The organism is Vibrio sp. Isolate33, assembly GCF_022397895.1.
Lineage (GTDB): Bacteria > Pseudomonadota > Gammaproteobacteria > Enterobacterales > Vibrionaceae > Vibrio > Vibrio pomeroyi.
Window position 1 is genome coordinate 67,076 of record NZ_JAKEUP010000006.1, and the last position, 16,039, is coordinate 83,114.

Genomic DNA, 16,039 nt, shown 5'->3' on the forward strand with positions numbered 1-16,039 from the left:
CTTCCCTCTAGAGGATGACGCTAGAGATAGTGATAGATTGAGGTTAGTCGGAATAATCGGGTTACGACGCGCACTTTCTCTTTGAGTCATTCCCTATCGTGAGGAACGAACGAGTAGGGAATCTCGCTCTGGCTTGTGAAAGTAACGCGCATTAAAAAGGCTTCCTTATGGAAGCCTTTTTGCTTTTTAAGCTGGAATATGTGTACTAATTACGCCTTAGAATAGACATCACGTTCACCCAGCCAACGATTGATGATCGCCTTGGCGTTGTCTGGGTAGCTATCATGAATATGACGCGCGATACGCTGCACTTCAGGAATTAAACGTTGGTCACGAACTAAGTCGGCAATCTTAAAATCAGCCAAGCCTGTCTGTTTAGTGCCAAGTAGCTCACCGGGGCCGCGGATCTCTAAATCACGCTGTGCTATCACAAAGCCATCGTTACTTTCTCGCAGCACGCCTAAGCGCTTCTGAGCGGTTTTAGACAGTGGAGAGTGATACAACAATACACAGTGACTGGCGACTGAGCCACGACCCACACGACCACGTAATTGGTGCAGTTGTGCTAGGCCAAGACGCTCTGGGTTTTCGATGATCATTAAGCTCGAATTCGGAACATCCACACCGACTTCAATCACCGTCGTCGCAACCAATAGGTGAAGTTTGTTCTCTTTGAACTCCTGCATCACCGCCTGTTTCTCGGCAGGCTTCATTCGTCCGTGTACCAAACCTATTTTCACATCAGGTAGTTTTCGTTGCAGCTCTTCAGCAGTATCAGCCGCAGCTTGCGCTTCTAATACTTCGGATTCATCAATCAGCGTACATACCCAATAAGCTTGTTTGCCCTCGTTAAGACACGCATTACGCACGCGCTCAACAATGTCATCACGCTTGGTATCTGGAATGGCCACGGTTTGAATGGGTGTTCGCCCTGGCGGTAATTCATCAATGATTGAGGTTTCAAGGTCGGCATAGGCCGTCATTGCTAATGTTCGTGGAATTGGCGTTGCTGTCATCACCAACTGGTGAGGGTAGTAACCTTGCTTTGCGCCTTTCTCACGCAGCTCTAGTCGCTGGTGGACACCAAATCGGTGCTGCTCATCAATGATGACCAAGCCAAGGTTTTTGAACTCGACATGCTCTTGGAACAGGGCATGAGTACCCACTACCATTTGTGCTTCGCCACTGGCAATACGCGCCAGTTCAGTCTCACGAGCCTTACCTTTGAGTTTACCTGCTAGCCAGCCAACTTGAATACCCATTGCTTCAAACCAGTTGGCAAAGTTGATTGCGTGCTGCTCTGCTAATAGTTCAGTTGGGGCCATCAAAGCGACTTGTTGGCCATGCTCTAACGCTCGAACTGCCGCCAATGCAGCAACCAAGGTTTTACCTGAACCTACATCCCCTTGCACTAAACGCATCATAGGATGAGGTTTTTCCAAATCAGCTTCGATCTCTTTAGTCACTCGTGCTTGAGCATTGGTTGGAGAAAACGGCAGCTGAGCCAGTAGCTTATCTTTAAGCGTATTTACTGGAGGAAAAGGCATCGCTTTGTCTTGCTGCCCTTTGCTGCGAACCGATAGCATCGACAGGTTTTGAGCCAGTAACTCTTCCATGATCAGGCGCAGCTGCGCAGGGTGTTTACCTTCATCAAACAGCTCTAGGTCAATGCCCGGAGGTGGTCTGTGAATGGCATGCAGTGCTTGTGCTAGGGTAATTTGGTGGTCGTATAGGCCAGATGGTAGCAGCTCGTTGACGGCTGCTTTGTCGATAAGCTCTAAGGCTTGGTCTGTCAGATTACGCAGCGTGACTTGTCTTAGCCCTTCAGTAGTTGGATACACCGGAGTCAGGTTTGCTTCAACGTCTGGCTGCTGCCTTGGGGCAAAGAATTTGTAATCAGGATGGACGATCTCAAGTCCCATATTTCCGCGCTTTATCTCGCCATAGGCATGGACTTGTTTGCCTTCGGCAAAGTTGTTCTTCATGCCTGCGTTGAAGTTGAAAAAGCGCAGAGTAATGGTGCCGTTACCATCACTGATCTTTACCGCCAACATCTTACGTTTGCCGAAAATGGTATCGACGTGCATTACTTTGCCTTGAACCGCAGCCCATAGGCCAGCATACAGTTTTACGATTGGGTAGATACGTGTTCTATCTTCATAGCGCAAAGGCAAGTGAAACAGTAGGTCTTGTACGTTGTTAAGCCCAACTTTTTCCAGTTTCTCTGCGACTTTAGCGCCGACTCCAGATAAAGAGTTGAGAGGGATAGCAGATAAAAGCTGTGACATAACAAGGCTCATAAACGTAAGAGAGATAATCTATTCAAGCATTTTACTGGATTTTTGTACAGGATAAAGCTCAAGAGCAGATTTAGAAGCATATACGAGATGCGAGTAAACGGGATACGAAGAGATAAGAGCAGATTCGGGATGAGGGTAAACGAGATTCGAAGAGATTAAGAGCAAAGAGGAGCTTGGATTTGTCGAGGGATGGAAGAACAGGGCAGTAAAAAAAATTAAAGCAGACTCGAAATACGAAAGGTTGAGTGGTGAAAAGCTTTTGCTCCTCGCATCTCGAGACTCGTATCTCTCATCTGCTTTATCTATCGATATTCAAAAAACTAAAAGCAGATGTGGAGCCAAGATAGTGAGTCACGAAGTCTTTTGCTCTTCGCATCTCGCCATCTCGAATCCCTTATCTGCTCTTGGATCAGTTCTTACGACGTCTTACTTTGAGCGCGTGTGGCATCACACGTAGCTTCTTCATAATGCTCGCAAGGTGGACACGATCTTTGGTGGTCAGCAAGATTGTCACTGTGTACAAGCGTCCATCACGTTCTTCGGTAGAAATACCGTGAATGTTAGAGCCTGTTTTTGAGATAACGTTAGTTAACTCAGCCAGTGCACCTTGGTGGTTCTGCAGATCAACCTGAAGTTCAGCTGTGAACTCTTGGTCGTAATCGTCAGACCATTCAACCGCCATGTATTTGTCTGGTTCTTTTTGGTAACCACGAACGTTTGGACACGTTTCACGGTGAACCACAAGGCCACGACCTGGAGATACATGGGCAATGATGTGATCATCTGGAATCGGGTGACAACAGTTAGCGAACGTTAGCAGTAGACCTTCAGCACCACGGATCGGAAGTTTCTTCCTAGGTGTGTCGCTGTTGTTTTCCACTTCAGTCAGTTCGTCAGCATCACCAAGCAGGCGACGAGCAATAACGATACTCATCAACTCACCAAGACCAATTGAGGCTAGCAAGTCTTCAACGTTATCTAGGCGTAAGTCTGACAACACATGCTCAAGGTTCTCTTGGCCGATATCGGCAATAGAGTGTTCACCAAGTGCGTGATTCAGTAGACGACGACCTAGCGTAATAGACTCTTCACGGCGCATCGTTTTCAGAACCTGACGGATCTTAGTACGCGCACGAGATGTCACTACGTAGTTGAGCCATGCAGCATTCGGACGTGCGCCCGGAGCACTGATGATCTCAATGGTTTGGCCGTTCTTCAGCGATTTGCTGAGTGGGTAAGGGTTCATGTCTACACGAGCACCTACACACATGTTGCCGACATCGGTATGCACCGCGTAAGCAAAATCGACCGCTGTTGCGCCTGCAGGAAGTTCGACAATGCGGCCCTTCGGCGTGAATACGAAGATCTCATCTGGAAACAGATCAGACTTAACGTTTTCAATGAATTCGAATGAGTTACCAGCGCTTTGTTGCAATTCAAGTAAGCTCTGCATCCAACGTTGTGCTTTAACCTGTGCGGTTGTGCCATTACTGCTGCGTGAGCCATTGCCTTTGTAAGACCAGTGCGCCGCGACACCTTTGTCCGCCATTTGATCCATATCTTCAGTACGGATCTGAACCTCAACTGGCACCCCGTGAGGGCCGATCATTGATGTGTGCAGAGATTGGTAGCCGTTGGCTTTTGGTACCGCAATGTAATCTTTCATGCGGCCTGGGCGAGGCTTGTACAAGCTGTGAGCCTGACCAAGTACGCGATAACAAGTATCTGGGGTATCAACCACTACGCGGAAAGCGTAGATGTCCATAATGGTGTGGAAACGCTGTTCTTTGGTTTTCATCTTGTTATAGATGGAGAACAGGTTCTTTTCACGACCAAGTACGCGAGCAGGCAAACCGACTTCTTCAAGACGGCCTTCGATTTCGCTATGGATACGTTGGATCATTTCCTTACGGTTACCACGCGCAGCTTTCACTACGTTTTTCAGTACGCGATAACGGTTAGGATAGAGGGCTTCGAAGCCCAGCTCTTCTAGTTCGGTCTTGATGTTATGAATACCAAGACGGTGAGCTAGCGGAGAATAGATCTCTAGGGTTTCACGAGCAATACGACGCTTTTTGTCAGGACGAAGTGCCCCAAGCGTGCGCATGTTGTGAGTACGGTCAGCTAATTTGATCAAGATAACGCGGATGTCTTGCACCATGGCGAGAACCATCTTTCGGAAGTTCTCTGCTTGCGCTTCTTTGCGATCACGAAATTTAAGCTTATCCAGCTTAGATACACCATCAACCAATTCAGCAACGGTATTGCCAAATTTTTCCTCTAGATCTTCTTTAGTGACATCACAGTCTTCAATCACATCATGAAGTAGAGCAGCTTGCAGGGTTTCGATATCCAGACGCATTTCTGCCAGGATTCTTGAAACAGCTACAGGGTGGATAATGTATGGTTCACCGCTTGAGCGGGTTTGCCCTTCATGGGCGTCTCTCGCTACCACATAAGATTGACGCAGAGCCTCAATTTGAGGCTCTGTTAGGTATTCTTGGGCAACGTCTTTGAGGCTATCGAATAGATACAAATTAAAGGCCCGGAAGGTTAATTAGTTCGAATGACGTTATTAACGAGTGTGAGCGATGCTGCTTACTGCTGCAAGTTCAGCCGCTTCTTGCTCTTGTTGCTCTTGACGCTCACGAGCATCTAGTACGTCTTTAGTGATAAGACCTTCTTCGATTTCGCGAAGAGCGATAACCGTTGGCTTATCGTTTTCTTCAGGCACTAGTGAATCTTTACCGCCAGTTTGCATTTGACGTGCGCGGCGAGCCGCAATAAGAACTAGGTCGAAACGGTTGCCAACTTTTTCAACAGCGTCTTGAACAGTTACGCGTGCCATGAGGACTCCAAATAGTAATTAACTAATAAATTTTTGATGACGAGAAAGTATACAAGTTTAACTAGAGACTTTCTAGATCACCGTATACTTATCTCAATGGAAAATCTAGTTCTAGATTATTCCGCCAGTAGTGCTGTAAGCATGCCGCTGTATTTAGCTGCTTGCTTATCTTCTTTCAAACGCTCCGCACGAATGATTGCTCTGAAGTCCATTAGGGCTGCATCAAAGTCATCATTCACGATCACATAGTCATACTCACTGTAGTGAGAAATTTCAGACTTTGCTTCGCTCATGCGTTTCGCAATAACTTCGTCGCTGTCTTGACCACGAACATTTAGACGACGCTCTAGCTCACCATTTGATGGTGGAAGAATGAATACACTCTTCGCTTGAGGCATCTGTTCACGGATCTGACGAGCACCTTGCCAGTCGATATCTAGGAATACATCGATACCGCGGTCTAGGTTTTCTTCAATCCAAACGCGTGAAGTACCGTAGTAGTTGCCGAATACTTCAGCGTACTCTAGGAACTCACCTTTATTGATCAGGTCTTCGAAGTGGTGCTTCTCTACGAAGTGGTAGTGAACACCATTTTCTTCACCAGGGCGCATACCGCGAGTGGTGTGTGAAACAGATACCTTCATTGCGTAGGTTGGATTGGTTTCTAGCATTGCTGAGATCAAGCTCGACTTACCTGCGCCACTAGGTGCAGATACGATGTAAAGAGTACCTTTGCCCATCTGTATATTTCCACTGTTGGTTGGATTGAGTGAAGGCGATAAACCGACACTATAAAAGATAGCACTGACCTTAATTACGTTCCGGTAATTGCGCGTATATAGCGGCAACTGGTGAAATTTAGGTCAGAAAAATGGAGGCGAAGAGTAGCATATTTAGATGATTGAGAACAACTGGCTTGATCGTTATTTATTAGCGAATGATCTTCTCGATGATCTTTGTAGAAATGTAATGACTCGTCATCGGTACTTTTTTATGTGATCTGGACAAAATTTGTTGAAGTTTTAATCTCAATCCTTACAATCCGCGCAAACGATTAAATGCTGTATATGTCTAGTGATATGGACTAGATGTTTCTACTACCGAGCCTACCTTGGTGACTACAGTTTTTAGTGTAGAGACCTCTCTATTCTCACAGCATTTGAATCACCAAATTCTTAATTTATTGCAAAGGTTTTGTTGTGAGTACCGATTCCACCCTGAAAGCCCAGAACACCTCTGGCTCGCTTGATTCGATGTTTAAAATCACTGAAAGAAAAACCACGATTGGCACTGAGCTGTACGCGGGTTTCATTACTTTCTTGGCAATGAGCTACATTTTGGCGGTCAACCCAGCGATTCTGGGTGATATTCCAGGCATGGATAAAGGTGCCGTGTTTACTGCGACGGCTCTGTCAGCGGCGATCGCGACCCTAATCATGGGTATTTGGGGTAACTATCCAGTAATGCTTGCGCCAGGTATGAGCATGAACGGCTTCTTCAAAGGTTTGTTGCTAAGTGGTTCGGTAGCGGTACTTTGGAATGAAGCGCTATTTGGTATCTTCCTTTCCGGTATTCTTTACCTCGCGTTCTCGTTAACCAATATTCGTAAATCGATGATTGAGTCGATTCCGGAAGATTTGAAGTTGGCGATTACGGTTTCTCTCGGTTTGTTCATCGCTTTCTTGGGTCTTAAGAATGCAGGCATCATCGTTTCTAACCCATTCGTATTGGTTGGCTTAGGTGACATTTCCGATCCAAAAGTGATCATCGCTTACGTGAGTATTTTCATCGCACTTGGCTGTATGGTTCGTGACATTAAGTTGGCGACATTCATCTCGTTCGTTTCGGCTATCGTGTTGACCATTCTTGCTGACGTATTCATGGGTACATCAAACGCGCCAATCCCAGAGCAGCTAGTTGCGATGCCACCAAGCATGGCAGGCAGCTTCGGCGCTATCTTTGATTTCTCTGCTTTCACACCTGAGAAAATGTTCGACCTATTGTTCATCGTGCTTATCTTCCTGATTGTTGATTTCTTCGATGGCTTGAGCACGATTGTTGGTGTTGGTCGTGATGCGGGTATCATCGATAAAGATGGCAAGGTGCCAAACGCTAAGTCAGCTCTAGTGGCGGATGCGGGTGGTACAGTGATTGGTTCGATTCTTGGTACAACATCGATCACCGCGTTCTCTGAGTCGGGCATTGCCTCTTCTCAAGGTGCGAAGACGGGCTTAGCGGCAGTGATGGTTGCAGGTTTGTTCTTAATCTCGCTATTCCTATACCCAATCTTCTCTATCTTCTCGGCAGCTATGGTTGCGCCTGCGATGGTAGTAGTGGGCATCTACATGGTAGGTCGTCTTGGTCAGATCAACTGGGAAAAGAAAGAGTCACGCATTGCAGCCTTCTTCACTATCATGTTCACAGTATTAAGCTTCTCACCAGCAAACGGTATGGCGATGGGCTTCATCAGCTACGCATTCACTATGGTTGTCGCGGGCAAGCGCAAAGAAGTTCACTCACTAATCTACGGACTGTGTGTGGTGTTCCTAACTTACCTGATTCTGCTATAAGGCAGCTAGGTAGGACTAGGTAGGAGCGTTTGTTAAGAACAGGCAGTAAAAGACCAATAAATGGCTCTACAGCGAATGTAGGGCCATTTTTGTATTTGCCGTTTCTAGACGTGTAACTGGTGGCGTTATCCTAAAGTCGATGCTTTGAGAGTACGCGACTTATATTGATGCATGCTACTGTAGAGACTGGATTAATTATTTTTTGAAGAGTGACTATGCCTTCTCACTTACCTAAATCTTTTAGTAAGCCGTTTTTAAAAGTATTCCACATTATGGAAGCGGTACTGCTGGTAGCGATCACGCTGGCGACCCTGTTCGCGATGGTCGAAGAGTTCATGCATGTATTCGCTGAACGCCGAGTGCAACTGACCGATATTCTGCTGATGTTTATCTATCTCGAAGTGTTGGCCATGGTTCAGCAGTTTGTGGTGAACGGTAAGATTCCAGTTAGGTATCCTATCTACATCGCGATGATGGCGATTGCTCGCTACATTACTTTGGGCATGAAAGAACTCGATGCGGTATTGATCGTTTGGTTATCTTTAGCGGCATTTATTTTGGCCGCAGCAACACTATTAATTCGTGTTGGACATCATTACTGGCCGTATGTGGATCTTCGAACCAAACAGCCAGATGAGTAAAACTTTGAAGGTTAAGACTTTATAAATGAAGCCCAGCGATAGCGCTGGGTTTTTTAATAAGGGGAGCTTGAGCGAAAAAACGTCGTTTTCTTTAAATAACGCTTTACAACCTAGCTAGGATCACCAAGAATGTCCTCGCTCTGTTTTCAGGGTTATTAAATGAAACATCCAGTTGTAAAGTAAAACCCTTAGTATTGCTTCATTGTTATTCTCAGTGTTTCCCTTAGCTTCATAGATACATTAAATAATTCAAGCTTTCAGCGCATCGCACTTTTTGGCGATTAATTTTTTATTTTTATATAAGGGACACATCATGTCTAACAAAGTAAACGGCGTAGTAAAATGGTTTAACGAAGAGAAAGGTTTCGGTTTCCTAACTCAAGACAACGGCGGCGCTGACGTATTCGTACACTTCCGTGCTATCGCTTCTGAAGGTTTCAAAACTCTTAAAGAAGGCCAACAAGTGTCTTTCGAAGTAGAGCAAGGCCAAAAAGGTCTTCAAGCTGCAAACGTTGTAGCTCTATAAGATTTTGAGTCGGCGCAGGTTGCAACAGCAACTTGCGTCACTTTCTCTCAAGCCTAACCCCCTCAGTTTCACCGTAACACCCTCTTCAAAAAACGCTTAAATCCCTTTGTTACACCCGCTCGGTTCTATCTATAGCTGTATCTATCCTTTGCTCTAAACAATCTCCTGCGTAATTGCTTGCTCACTGACTTGCCGTGATTGTCATTGTTGTATTCATAAAAAAAGCCCCTAAAACTAGGAGCTCATTTTTAGTGAATCAAGACTGCTATTAACAGACTGTTATTCAATGTTTTGGATCTGCTCACGCATCTGTTCGATAAGAACCTTCAGCTCTACACCTGATGCTGTGATGTCTGTGCTGATAGATTTTGACGCTAGCGTGTTTGATTCACGGTTGAACTCTTGCATCATGAAGTCCAGTTTACGGCCACAAGCGCCACCTTTCTTCAATACTGCATTGGCTTCTTTCACGTGAGAATCTAGACGGTCTAGCTCTTCGGCTACGTCTGACTTCTGTGCTAGCAGGATAAGCTCTTGTTCAACGCGAGAACCTTCAAGCTCAATTTTCGCTTCTTCAAACTTGTTAAGCAGACGCTCACGTTGCCATTCTAGGATTTCAGGCATGCGTGCACGAACTTTCACTACTTCTTCAGTGATCGCATCTAAGCGCTGTACGATTAGCGCTTTCATGTTTTCACCTTCACGAGCACGAGCGTCAATGAACTCTGCAATCGCATCGTTGAATGCGTCTAGCAGTTCTTTGTTGATGGCATCCATGTCTTGCTCTGGAGTTTCCATCACACCAGGCCAGTTCATCACTTGGAATGGGTTCAGACGGCTTTCTTCGCCAGTCATGGTCATTACTTGGTTAGCCGCATTAATTACTTGCTGTGCTAAACCTTCGTTGATGCTTAGCTCACCTTTAGCTGCTGGGTTTGCTTCGAAGCGTAGGTTACATTCAACCTTGCCGCGAGCTAGACGCTTACGGAAACGCTCACGTAGGAGTGGCTCTAAACCACGGAACTGTTCAGGCATACGGAAGTAAGTTTCTAGGTAGCGTTGGTTTACACTACGGATTTCCCATACTGCTGTACCCCAATCGCCTTTTACTTCTTTGCGTGCGTACGCGGTCATACTATAAATCATCGAATTTTCCTGTCTTTTATCATTCTGAAAATAACGCGCACGCATAGTATCACGATACGAGTTGCACCCGAAGTCGATTGATTTTCACTATAAATAGCCTTTCAAGATAAATAGCTTTGAACGGCAAATAGATTTGAAAGATAAACTGCTATATAATCTTGCCCCAATCAAAACTGTCTCACCCCTTTCTTAGGTGATGCACTCTTTCGATAGTAAATCACTTCAGACTGTTAATAAGGTAGATACCAATGCGTCCAAATGACCGCGCTGTAGATCAAATTCGTCCAATTAAAATTACTCGTAACTACACAGCTTATGCTGAGGGTTCTGTATTAGTTGAGTTCGGCAACACTAAAGTTCTATGTAATGCGACGGTAGAAGAAAACGTACCGCGTTGGTTGAAAGGTCAAGGTAAGGGTTGGGTAACCGCTGAATACGGCATGCTGCCACGTGCAACGCACACTCGTAACCGTCGTGAAGCGGCGAGCGGTAAGCAAGGCGGTCGTACGATGGAAATCCAACGTCTGATCGCGCGTAGCCTACGTGCTGTTGTTGACCTGAAAGTCATGGGTGAAATCATGATCACTGTCGATTGTGATGTTATCCAAGCAGACGGTGGTACACGTACTGCTTCTATCTCAGGTGCAAGCGTAGCAATGGCTGATGCTATCAACAGCCTACTAGCAAGCGGCAAACTGAAAAAGAACCCAATGAAAGGCCACGTAGCGGCAGTTTCAGTGGGCATCGTTGGTGCACAAGCACTGTGTGACCTTGAGTACGTTGAAGACTCAGCAGCCGATACCGACATGAACGTTGTAATGACGGAAGACGGTAAGATGATTGAGATTCAAGGCACCGCAGAAGGCGAACCGTTCAGCCACGAAGAGCTGATGCAGCTTTTAGCCCTGGCAAATAAGGGCATTGCCGATATTGTTGAAGCGCAGAAGTCGGCGTTAGCAGAATAGTTTTTAGATAGCTCCTTTCATAAGGGGCTATTTTTTTGTCTGTAAAACTCGAAAGGGTAGTGCAGAGCGTAAGTTAAGTTTTATTGAATAAACGTAGAGGAAGAACATGAAAGCATATCAACGTGAATTTATTGAATTTGCACTAGAGAAAGAAGTACTTAAGTTTGGTGAGTTTACTTTAAAGTCTGGCCGTAAGAGCCCTTACTTCTTCAATGCTGGATTGTTTAATACAGGTCGTGACCTAGCACGCTTAGGTCGCTTCTACGCAGCGGCATTGGCTGATTCAGGTATTGAGTTCGATGTACTATTTGGCCCTGCATACAAAGGTATCCCAATCGCGACGACAACAGCGGTTGCACTGGCAGATCATCACGATGTAGACACGCCTTACTGCTTTAACCGTAAAGAAGCGAAAGACCACGGTGAAGGTGGCAACCTAGTGGGTAGTGCACTGGAAGGCCGTATCATGCTGGTAGACGATGTGATCACGGCAGGCACTGCGATTCGTGAGTCGATGGAAATCATCCGAGCGAACGGCGCGGATCTAGCGGGTGTTCTTGTTGCTATCGACCGCCAAGAGAAAGGCAAAGGCGAGCTGTCTGCAATCCAAGAAGTTGAACGCGATTTCGGTTGTGCAATCATCTCAATCGTTAGCCTGACTGACCTTGTGTCTTTCCTTGAAGAGAAAGGCGCAGATGCTGCACATCTAGACGCAGTAAAAGCCTACCGCGCTCAATACGGAATCTAACTCCTGAAGCGTCGAACCTAACGGTTTAGTGTTCTAAGTTTAGAATAGAAAAGTAAAAGGCCCGGGAGATAAATATCTTTCGGGCCTTTTACTTTTCTATTGAAGTGAGCTTCTTATCTAAGGATAGGAGTTCTATTTATAACGAATGCCGCGTTCAGCTTCTGGGTCTTCCATTGTCTTGAAGCGCTTGTGTAGCCACATCCATTGCTCAGGAGCACGTAAGATAATCTTCTCTAGATAGCTGTTCATGTAAGCCGCCGCCGCTTTCTCATCTTTTTGCGGATAGTTATCCTCGATCGACTCGTCGGCCATGATTTCATACTTGCCATCGGCATTTCTAAAACCTGAACCCGGAACAAGTGCACATCGGCTGGTGTACGCAAGAATGCTGGTACCTGTGGTAGTACACGCATCTTCTACTGCGAAGAAAGGCACAAACACAGACTTGTTACGACCGTAATCATGATCCGGCAGATAGAAAAGGATCTCACCCTGACGCAGAATTCGAATCATGCGTTTCACGTCTTTTCGGTGAATCAGACGGTTGCCGTTTTGAGTACGACCACGGTATTGAATGAACTCATAAGCTGGGTTGTTGTGCGGGCGATAAACACCTAAACCTGAAATACCAAGCACGGCCATTGCCCGTGCAGTGATCTCTAGGTTCAAGGCATGTACACAGCACAGAAGAACGCCTTTGCCATTGGCTTTGTGCGTACGCAGCATCTGAGTGTCTTTGTCTACTAGGATGCGCTTGAAGCGCCACGTAGGCCAAAACCAAGTAATGCCAGTTTCGATCAGTGCCATACCGGTGTTCTTGAAGTTCTCACTGACCATTGCTGCGACTTCGTCTGCTGGCTTATCTGGGAAGGCAAGCTCTAGGTTACGTGTTGCGACTGCCACACGCTTTTTACCATAACGAGCACCAAGAGAGCCTAACGAGCGACCTAACAGCAATAAGATACGGTAAGGTAGAACGTTAACGATAAGCGCCAATAGCCCAAAGCCGAACCAAACACCCCAATATTTAGGGTGGAGTAGCGCCAGAGTAAAAGGCGGCTTAGTAATAACGTGTTGTGCAGTGCTGCTTGTCGGAGAAGTTTTCGTCGTCATAACCATCACTTAAGATTTGATTGCTACTTAATTTGATTGTTACTTAATCTGAGCGCTTAGCAGAGCCCAATAAGCATCAAAGTTTTCTGTCGGTTGATATTTGAAGTCAGAACGCACAAAGCGATTTAGGCTGCCTTCAACTTGACCGAGCAATTGCGCGGCTAAGATTTTCTCATCAACCGGGAATGATTTCCCTTCACGAAGCTTTCTTTCACGCAGAATTTGGCGTAGTTGCGTCTCAATGCGTTCGAAAAGTTGGTTTATGCGGTCGCGTAGGCGTTCATTTTCAAACATTAGAGCATGACCAGACAAAATTCGAGTCAGGCCAGGGTTACGTTCTGAGAAAACTAAGATCAGTTGTAGCACTAAGCGAATGCGCTCTAGTGTGTCTTTCTCTTCATCCAGAATACGGTTGATTCGAGACATCAACGCTTCTTCAATGAACTCGATCAGGCCTTCAAACATGCGAGCTTTGCTTGGGAAGTGGCGGTATAACGCAGCTTCAGAAACACCCACTTGCTTGGCCAACTTTACCGTTGTGATACGAGAAGCACCTTCGGTCGATTCCAACATTTGTGCGAGAGCTTGCAGGATTTCTTCACGACGGTTTGATTTTCGAGTACCAGCCATCTATTTACTTCCTTTCCTAAAGATGAGGATTGAGTGAAGAAGGATTATAAACACCATTCAATTCTGTTTCCTAGTTTTGTAAGACCTAGGTCAACAGAATCGAGAGGTGTCAGCAGATTGTCAGAGCTAAATCGTGTGTTTATTCGACAATGAGTTGTTGGATCTGATCGAGGATCTGGAAACCAAGGGTGTCTTTGCTATCCAGTGGCAGAGATTTATCGCCGCCTTTCCAATAAAGATGCAGCTCGTTGCTACTGCTATTGAAGCCTTGACCTTCGACAGATACATCGTTGGCACAAATCATATCGAGATTCTTTCGTTCCAGCTTGCCGCGGGCGTATTTCTCAATATCTTGAGTTTCTGCTGCGAAGCCGACAGTAAATGGGCGACCTTCAGCCATTGAAGCAACAGAGGCGACGATGTCTGGGTTCTTAACCATTTGAATTGTCATGTCGTCTTTGCCATCGACCTTTTTGAGCTTCTGGTCTGCGATGGTCTCAGGGCGATAATCAGCAACTGCGGCGCAGCTGATGAAAATATCGTGTTGAGCAGCGTGAGCTGTAACAGCATCAAACATCTGTTGTGCGCTATCTACATCAACACGAGTTACTTTGTTTGGTGTCGCAAGTGATACAGGGCCACTGATTAGAGTCACTGTTGCACCTTGTTTCGCGGCTGCCTCAGCTAATGCATAGCCCATTTTTCCTGAGCTGTGATTAGTAATGTAACGTACAGGGTCGATCGCTTCACGAGTCGGGCCTGCAGTAATAAGCACAGAACGGCCAGCAAGTGGCTTAGGTTGGAAGAAGTCTTCACAGCGATGTACGAGCTGCATTGGCTCTAACATGCGTCCCATACCGACATCACCACATGCTTGTTCGCCTGCAGCTGGTCCCCAGATTTCACAACCACGGCGTTTTAGCGTTGCTATGTTCTCTTGGGTAGCTAGGTGGCTGTACATTTGTTGGTTCATTGCTGGAGATACCGCAACTGGCGCATCGGTTGCTAAAACCAGAGTCGTCAGTAAGTCGTTACCCATGCCAGCAGTCATGCGTGCAATAAGGTCAGCGGTTGCAGGGGCTAATAATACTAAGTCAGCCCACTTTGCGAGCTCGATGTGTCCCATTGAAGCTTCAGCAGCAGGATCAAGCAAACTATCAGACACAGGCCTTCCCGAGACTGCCTGCATGGTAAGGGGAGTGATGAATTCCTTGGCTGCATTGGTCATGACGACTTGTACCTGCGCGCCACGTTCAATTAGGCGACGAGTCAGCTCGGCACATTTATAAGCAGCGATACCACCACTAATACCAAGAAGAATTTTTTTCCCTGCTAGGCCTTGTTGGTCAGCGTTACTCAGTGGATTAACCTGTGTTTGCATGATTCTGTTCCTTAATTTTTCTGCGACTTACGATATCAGAACAAAGGATGAGTGCCTAGAAGCAGAACTCGAACAGAGTTGACGCTCATCAAGTTGGTGTTATCAAACTTATCAATTACACGATTTTGTTAGGGACTCGCTGCCTTTTATCTCCATCAAAGGATCTCTGAGTGCAAGCTCATTAAGCTGATGGATCGTGTTCATGACCAATGATTAGCTTTATATATGCCGATAAATAGAATGCCCGCCGAATCGATGCCAAGAGAAAAGTTATTGAATCGAGGACCAGATTCGTTAAGTGATGCTGAACTATTAGCTATATTTCTTAGAACGGGTACACAAGGAATGAACGTTTTGGAGTTGGCGGACAAGTTAATTAAAGATTTTGGTTCGCTAAGGCATCTTTTTTCAGCAACGGAGGCAGAGTTCTGCGCTCATAAAGGAATGGGGCAGGCTAAATACGTTCAACTGCAGGCTGTGTTAGAGATGACGCAGCGCTACCTCGCGGAGACTTTATCTCGAGGGGACGCCTTAACCAGTCCAAGTCATACCAAGCTTTACCTTTCGAGTATGTTGCGTGATCGCCAGCGAGAAGCCTTCTATATATTGTTCCTAGATAATCAAAATAGGGTAATAAAAGACGAGGTGATGTTTGAAGGAACCATCGATGCTGCATCGGTTTACCCGAGAGAAGTAGTCAAACGCGCACTCCATCATAATGCGGCGGCATTAATTTTAGCGCATAACCATCCTTCGGGTGTCGCAGAGCCAAGCCAAGCAGATAGACGAATCACACGCCGTTTAACCGATGCATTAGCGCTGGTGGACATCCGAATTCTCGACCATTTTGTCGTTGGAGATGGCGAAGTTGTCTCTTTTGCAGAGCGTGGATGGATTTGAATCACATTTTAGGTTGTTAGTTACGTTAAATCTGCTATTATTCCGCCCACATTTTTAGACCTAAAATCAGCTCTGATTACTCAAGCAAGCTGCGCTGCACAAAAAAAGATCACGAAATCCGTAAAAAGGATCTGTTCGGGTCTTGAGCAATGCGTGTCAAGTTAGTATAATGCGCGACCTTTGATAGCCTTGTATGGATTTTCCATAACGGTTTTTACCTTCTATTTTAATTGATAGAGAGGTTCGGCCACCAAGGTTGATATCGAGCTGA

The 16,039-nt window shown here is 46.0% G+C and carries 14 protein-coding genes and 1 riboswitch; of the genes, 6 read left to right on the forward strand and 8 right to left on the reverse strand.

Annotation, left to right across the window (positions count from 1 at the left end):
• Nucleotides 1–209: 209 nt before the first annotated feature.
• The 4 genes from recG to gmk all read right to left on the reverse strand — a co-directional run bounded on the left by recG (nucleotide 210) and on the right by gmk (nucleotide 5,888).
• Nucleotides 210–2,288 (reverse strand): ATP-dependent DNA helicase RecG, encoded by a 2,079-nt coding sequence (recG, locus tag L1D37_RS11435; protein ID WP_239847953.1) that lies wholly within the window; start codon nucleotides 2,286–2,288, stop codon nucleotides 210–212.
• Nucleotides 2,289–2,709: 421 nt separating this feature from the next.
• On the reverse strand, nucleotides 2,710–4,836 hold the full coding sequence (spoT, locus tag L1D37_RS11440) for a bifunctional GTP diphosphokinase/guanosine-3',5'-bis pyrophosphate 3'-pyrophosphohydrolase (RefSeq protein ID WP_017629494.1): 2,127 nt from the start codon (nucleotides 4,834–4,836) through the stop codon (nucleotides 2,710–2,712).
• Nucleotides 4,837–4,875: 39 nt separating this feature from the next.
• Nucleotides 4,876–5,148, reverse strand: coding sequence for a DNA-directed RNA polymerase subunit omega (rpoZ, locus tag L1D37_RS11445; RefSeq protein ID WP_009848003.1), 273 nt, complete (start codon nucleotides 5,146–5,148; stop codon nucleotides 4,876–4,878).
• A gap of 116 nt (nucleotides 5,149–5,264) precedes the next feature.
• Entirely contained in the window at nucleotides 5,265–5,888 is a 624-nt protein-coding gene (gmk, locus tag L1D37_RS11450) for a guanylate kinase (RefSeq protein WP_017629495.1), read from the reverse strand.
• A gap of 301 nt (nucleotides 5,889–6,189) precedes the next feature.
• Nucleotides 6,190–6,289: riboswitch (purine riboswitch) on the forward strand.
• A gap of 58 nt (nucleotides 6,290–6,347) precedes the next feature.
• Here gmk and L1D37_RS11455 point away from each other — a divergent pair.
• The 3 genes from L1D37_RS11455 to L1D37_RS11465 all read left to right on the forward strand — a co-directional run bounded on the left by L1D37_RS11455 (nucleotide 6,348) and on the right by L1D37_RS11465 (nucleotide 8,885).
• On the forward strand, nucleotides 6,348–7,718 hold the full coding sequence (locus L1D37_RS11455; protein ID WP_239847954.1) for an NCS2 family permease: 1,371 nt from the start codon (nucleotides 6,348–6,350) through the stop codon (nucleotides 7,716–7,718).
• A 215-nt stretch (nucleotides 7,719–7,933) separates the two neighbouring features.
• Entirely contained in the window at nucleotides 7,934–8,359 is a 426-nt protein-coding gene (locus tag L1D37_RS11460; RefSeq protein ID WP_026084101.1) for a phosphate-starvation-inducible PsiE family protein, read from the forward strand.
• Between the two features lie 313 nt (nucleotides 8,360–8,672).
• Entirely contained in the window at nucleotides 8,673–8,885 is a 213-nt protein-coding gene (locus L1D37_RS11465) for a cold-shock protein (RefSeq protein WP_017071067.1), read from the forward strand.
• A gap of 279 nt (nucleotides 8,886–9,164) precedes the next feature.
• Here the strand turns inward: L1D37_RS11465 and L1D37_RS11470 are convergent, their stop codons facing one another.
• Nucleotides 9,165–10,031, reverse strand: coding sequence for a YicC/YloC family endoribonuclease (locus L1D37_RS11470; protein ID WP_239847955.1), 867 nt, complete (start codon nucleotides 10,029–10,031; stop codon nucleotides 9,165–9,167).
• A 248-nt stretch (nucleotides 10,032–10,279) separates the two neighbouring features.
• On the opposite strand from L1D37_RS11470, the gene rph reads away from it, so the two are divergent.
• Both rph and pyrE read left to right on the forward strand, forming a co-directional pair.
• Nucleotides 10,280–10,996: a ribonuclease PH gene (gene rph, locus L1D37_RS11475; RefSeq protein WP_019826449.1), complete on the forward strand. Its 717-nt coding sequence runs from the start codon at nucleotides 10,280–10,282 to the stop codon at nucleotides 10,994–10,996.
• 106 nt (nucleotides 10,997–11,102) lie between these two features.
• On the forward strand, nucleotides 11,103–11,744 hold the full coding sequence (pyrE, locus tag L1D37_RS11480; protein ID WP_239847956.1) for an orotate phosphoribosyltransferase: 642 nt from the start codon (nucleotides 11,103–11,105) through the stop codon (nucleotides 11,742–11,744).
• A 132-nt stretch (nucleotides 11,745–11,876) separates the two neighbouring features.
• Here pyrE and lpxL read toward each other — a convergent pair whose 3' ends face one another.
• The 3 genes from lpxL to coaBC all read right to left on the reverse strand — a co-directional run bounded on the left by lpxL (nucleotide 11,877) and on the right by coaBC (nucleotide 14,868).
• Nucleotides 11,877–12,857: an LpxL/LpxP family Kdo(2)-lipid IV(A) lauroyl/palmitoleoyl acyltransferase gene (gene lpxL, locus L1D37_RS11485; protein WP_239847957.1), complete on the reverse strand. Its 981-nt coding sequence runs from the start codon at nucleotides 12,855–12,857 to the stop codon at nucleotides 11,877–11,879.
• Nucleotides 12,858–12,896: 39 nt separating this feature from the next.
• Nucleotides 12,897–13,487, reverse strand: a complete 591-nt coding sequence (slmA, locus tag L1D37_RS11490; RefSeq protein ID WP_004741428.1) for a nucleoid occlusion factor SlmA — start codon at nucleotides 13,485–13,487, stop codon at nucleotides 12,897–12,899.
• A 139-nt stretch (nucleotides 13,488–13,626) separates the two neighbouring features.
• A complete protein-coding gene (coaBC, locus tag L1D37_RS11495; protein ID WP_239847958.1) occupies nucleotides 13,627–14,868 on the reverse strand; it encodes a bifunctional phosphopantothenoylcysteine decarboxylase/phosphopantothenate--cysteine ligase CoaBC in 1,242 nt (413 codons plus the stop codon).
• Between the two features lie 225 nt (nucleotides 14,869–15,093).
• Between coaBC and radC the strand changes: the two genes are divergently transcribed.
• Nucleotides 15,094–15,768 carry a DNA repair protein RadC gene (gene radC, locus L1D37_RS11500; protein ID WP_239847959.1) on the forward strand — a complete coding sequence of 225 codons (675 nt, stop codon included), beginning with the start codon at nucleotides 15,094–15,096 and terminating at the stop codon, nucleotides 15,766–15,768.
• The last annotated feature ends 271 nt before the right edge of the window (nucleotides 15,769–16,039 follow it).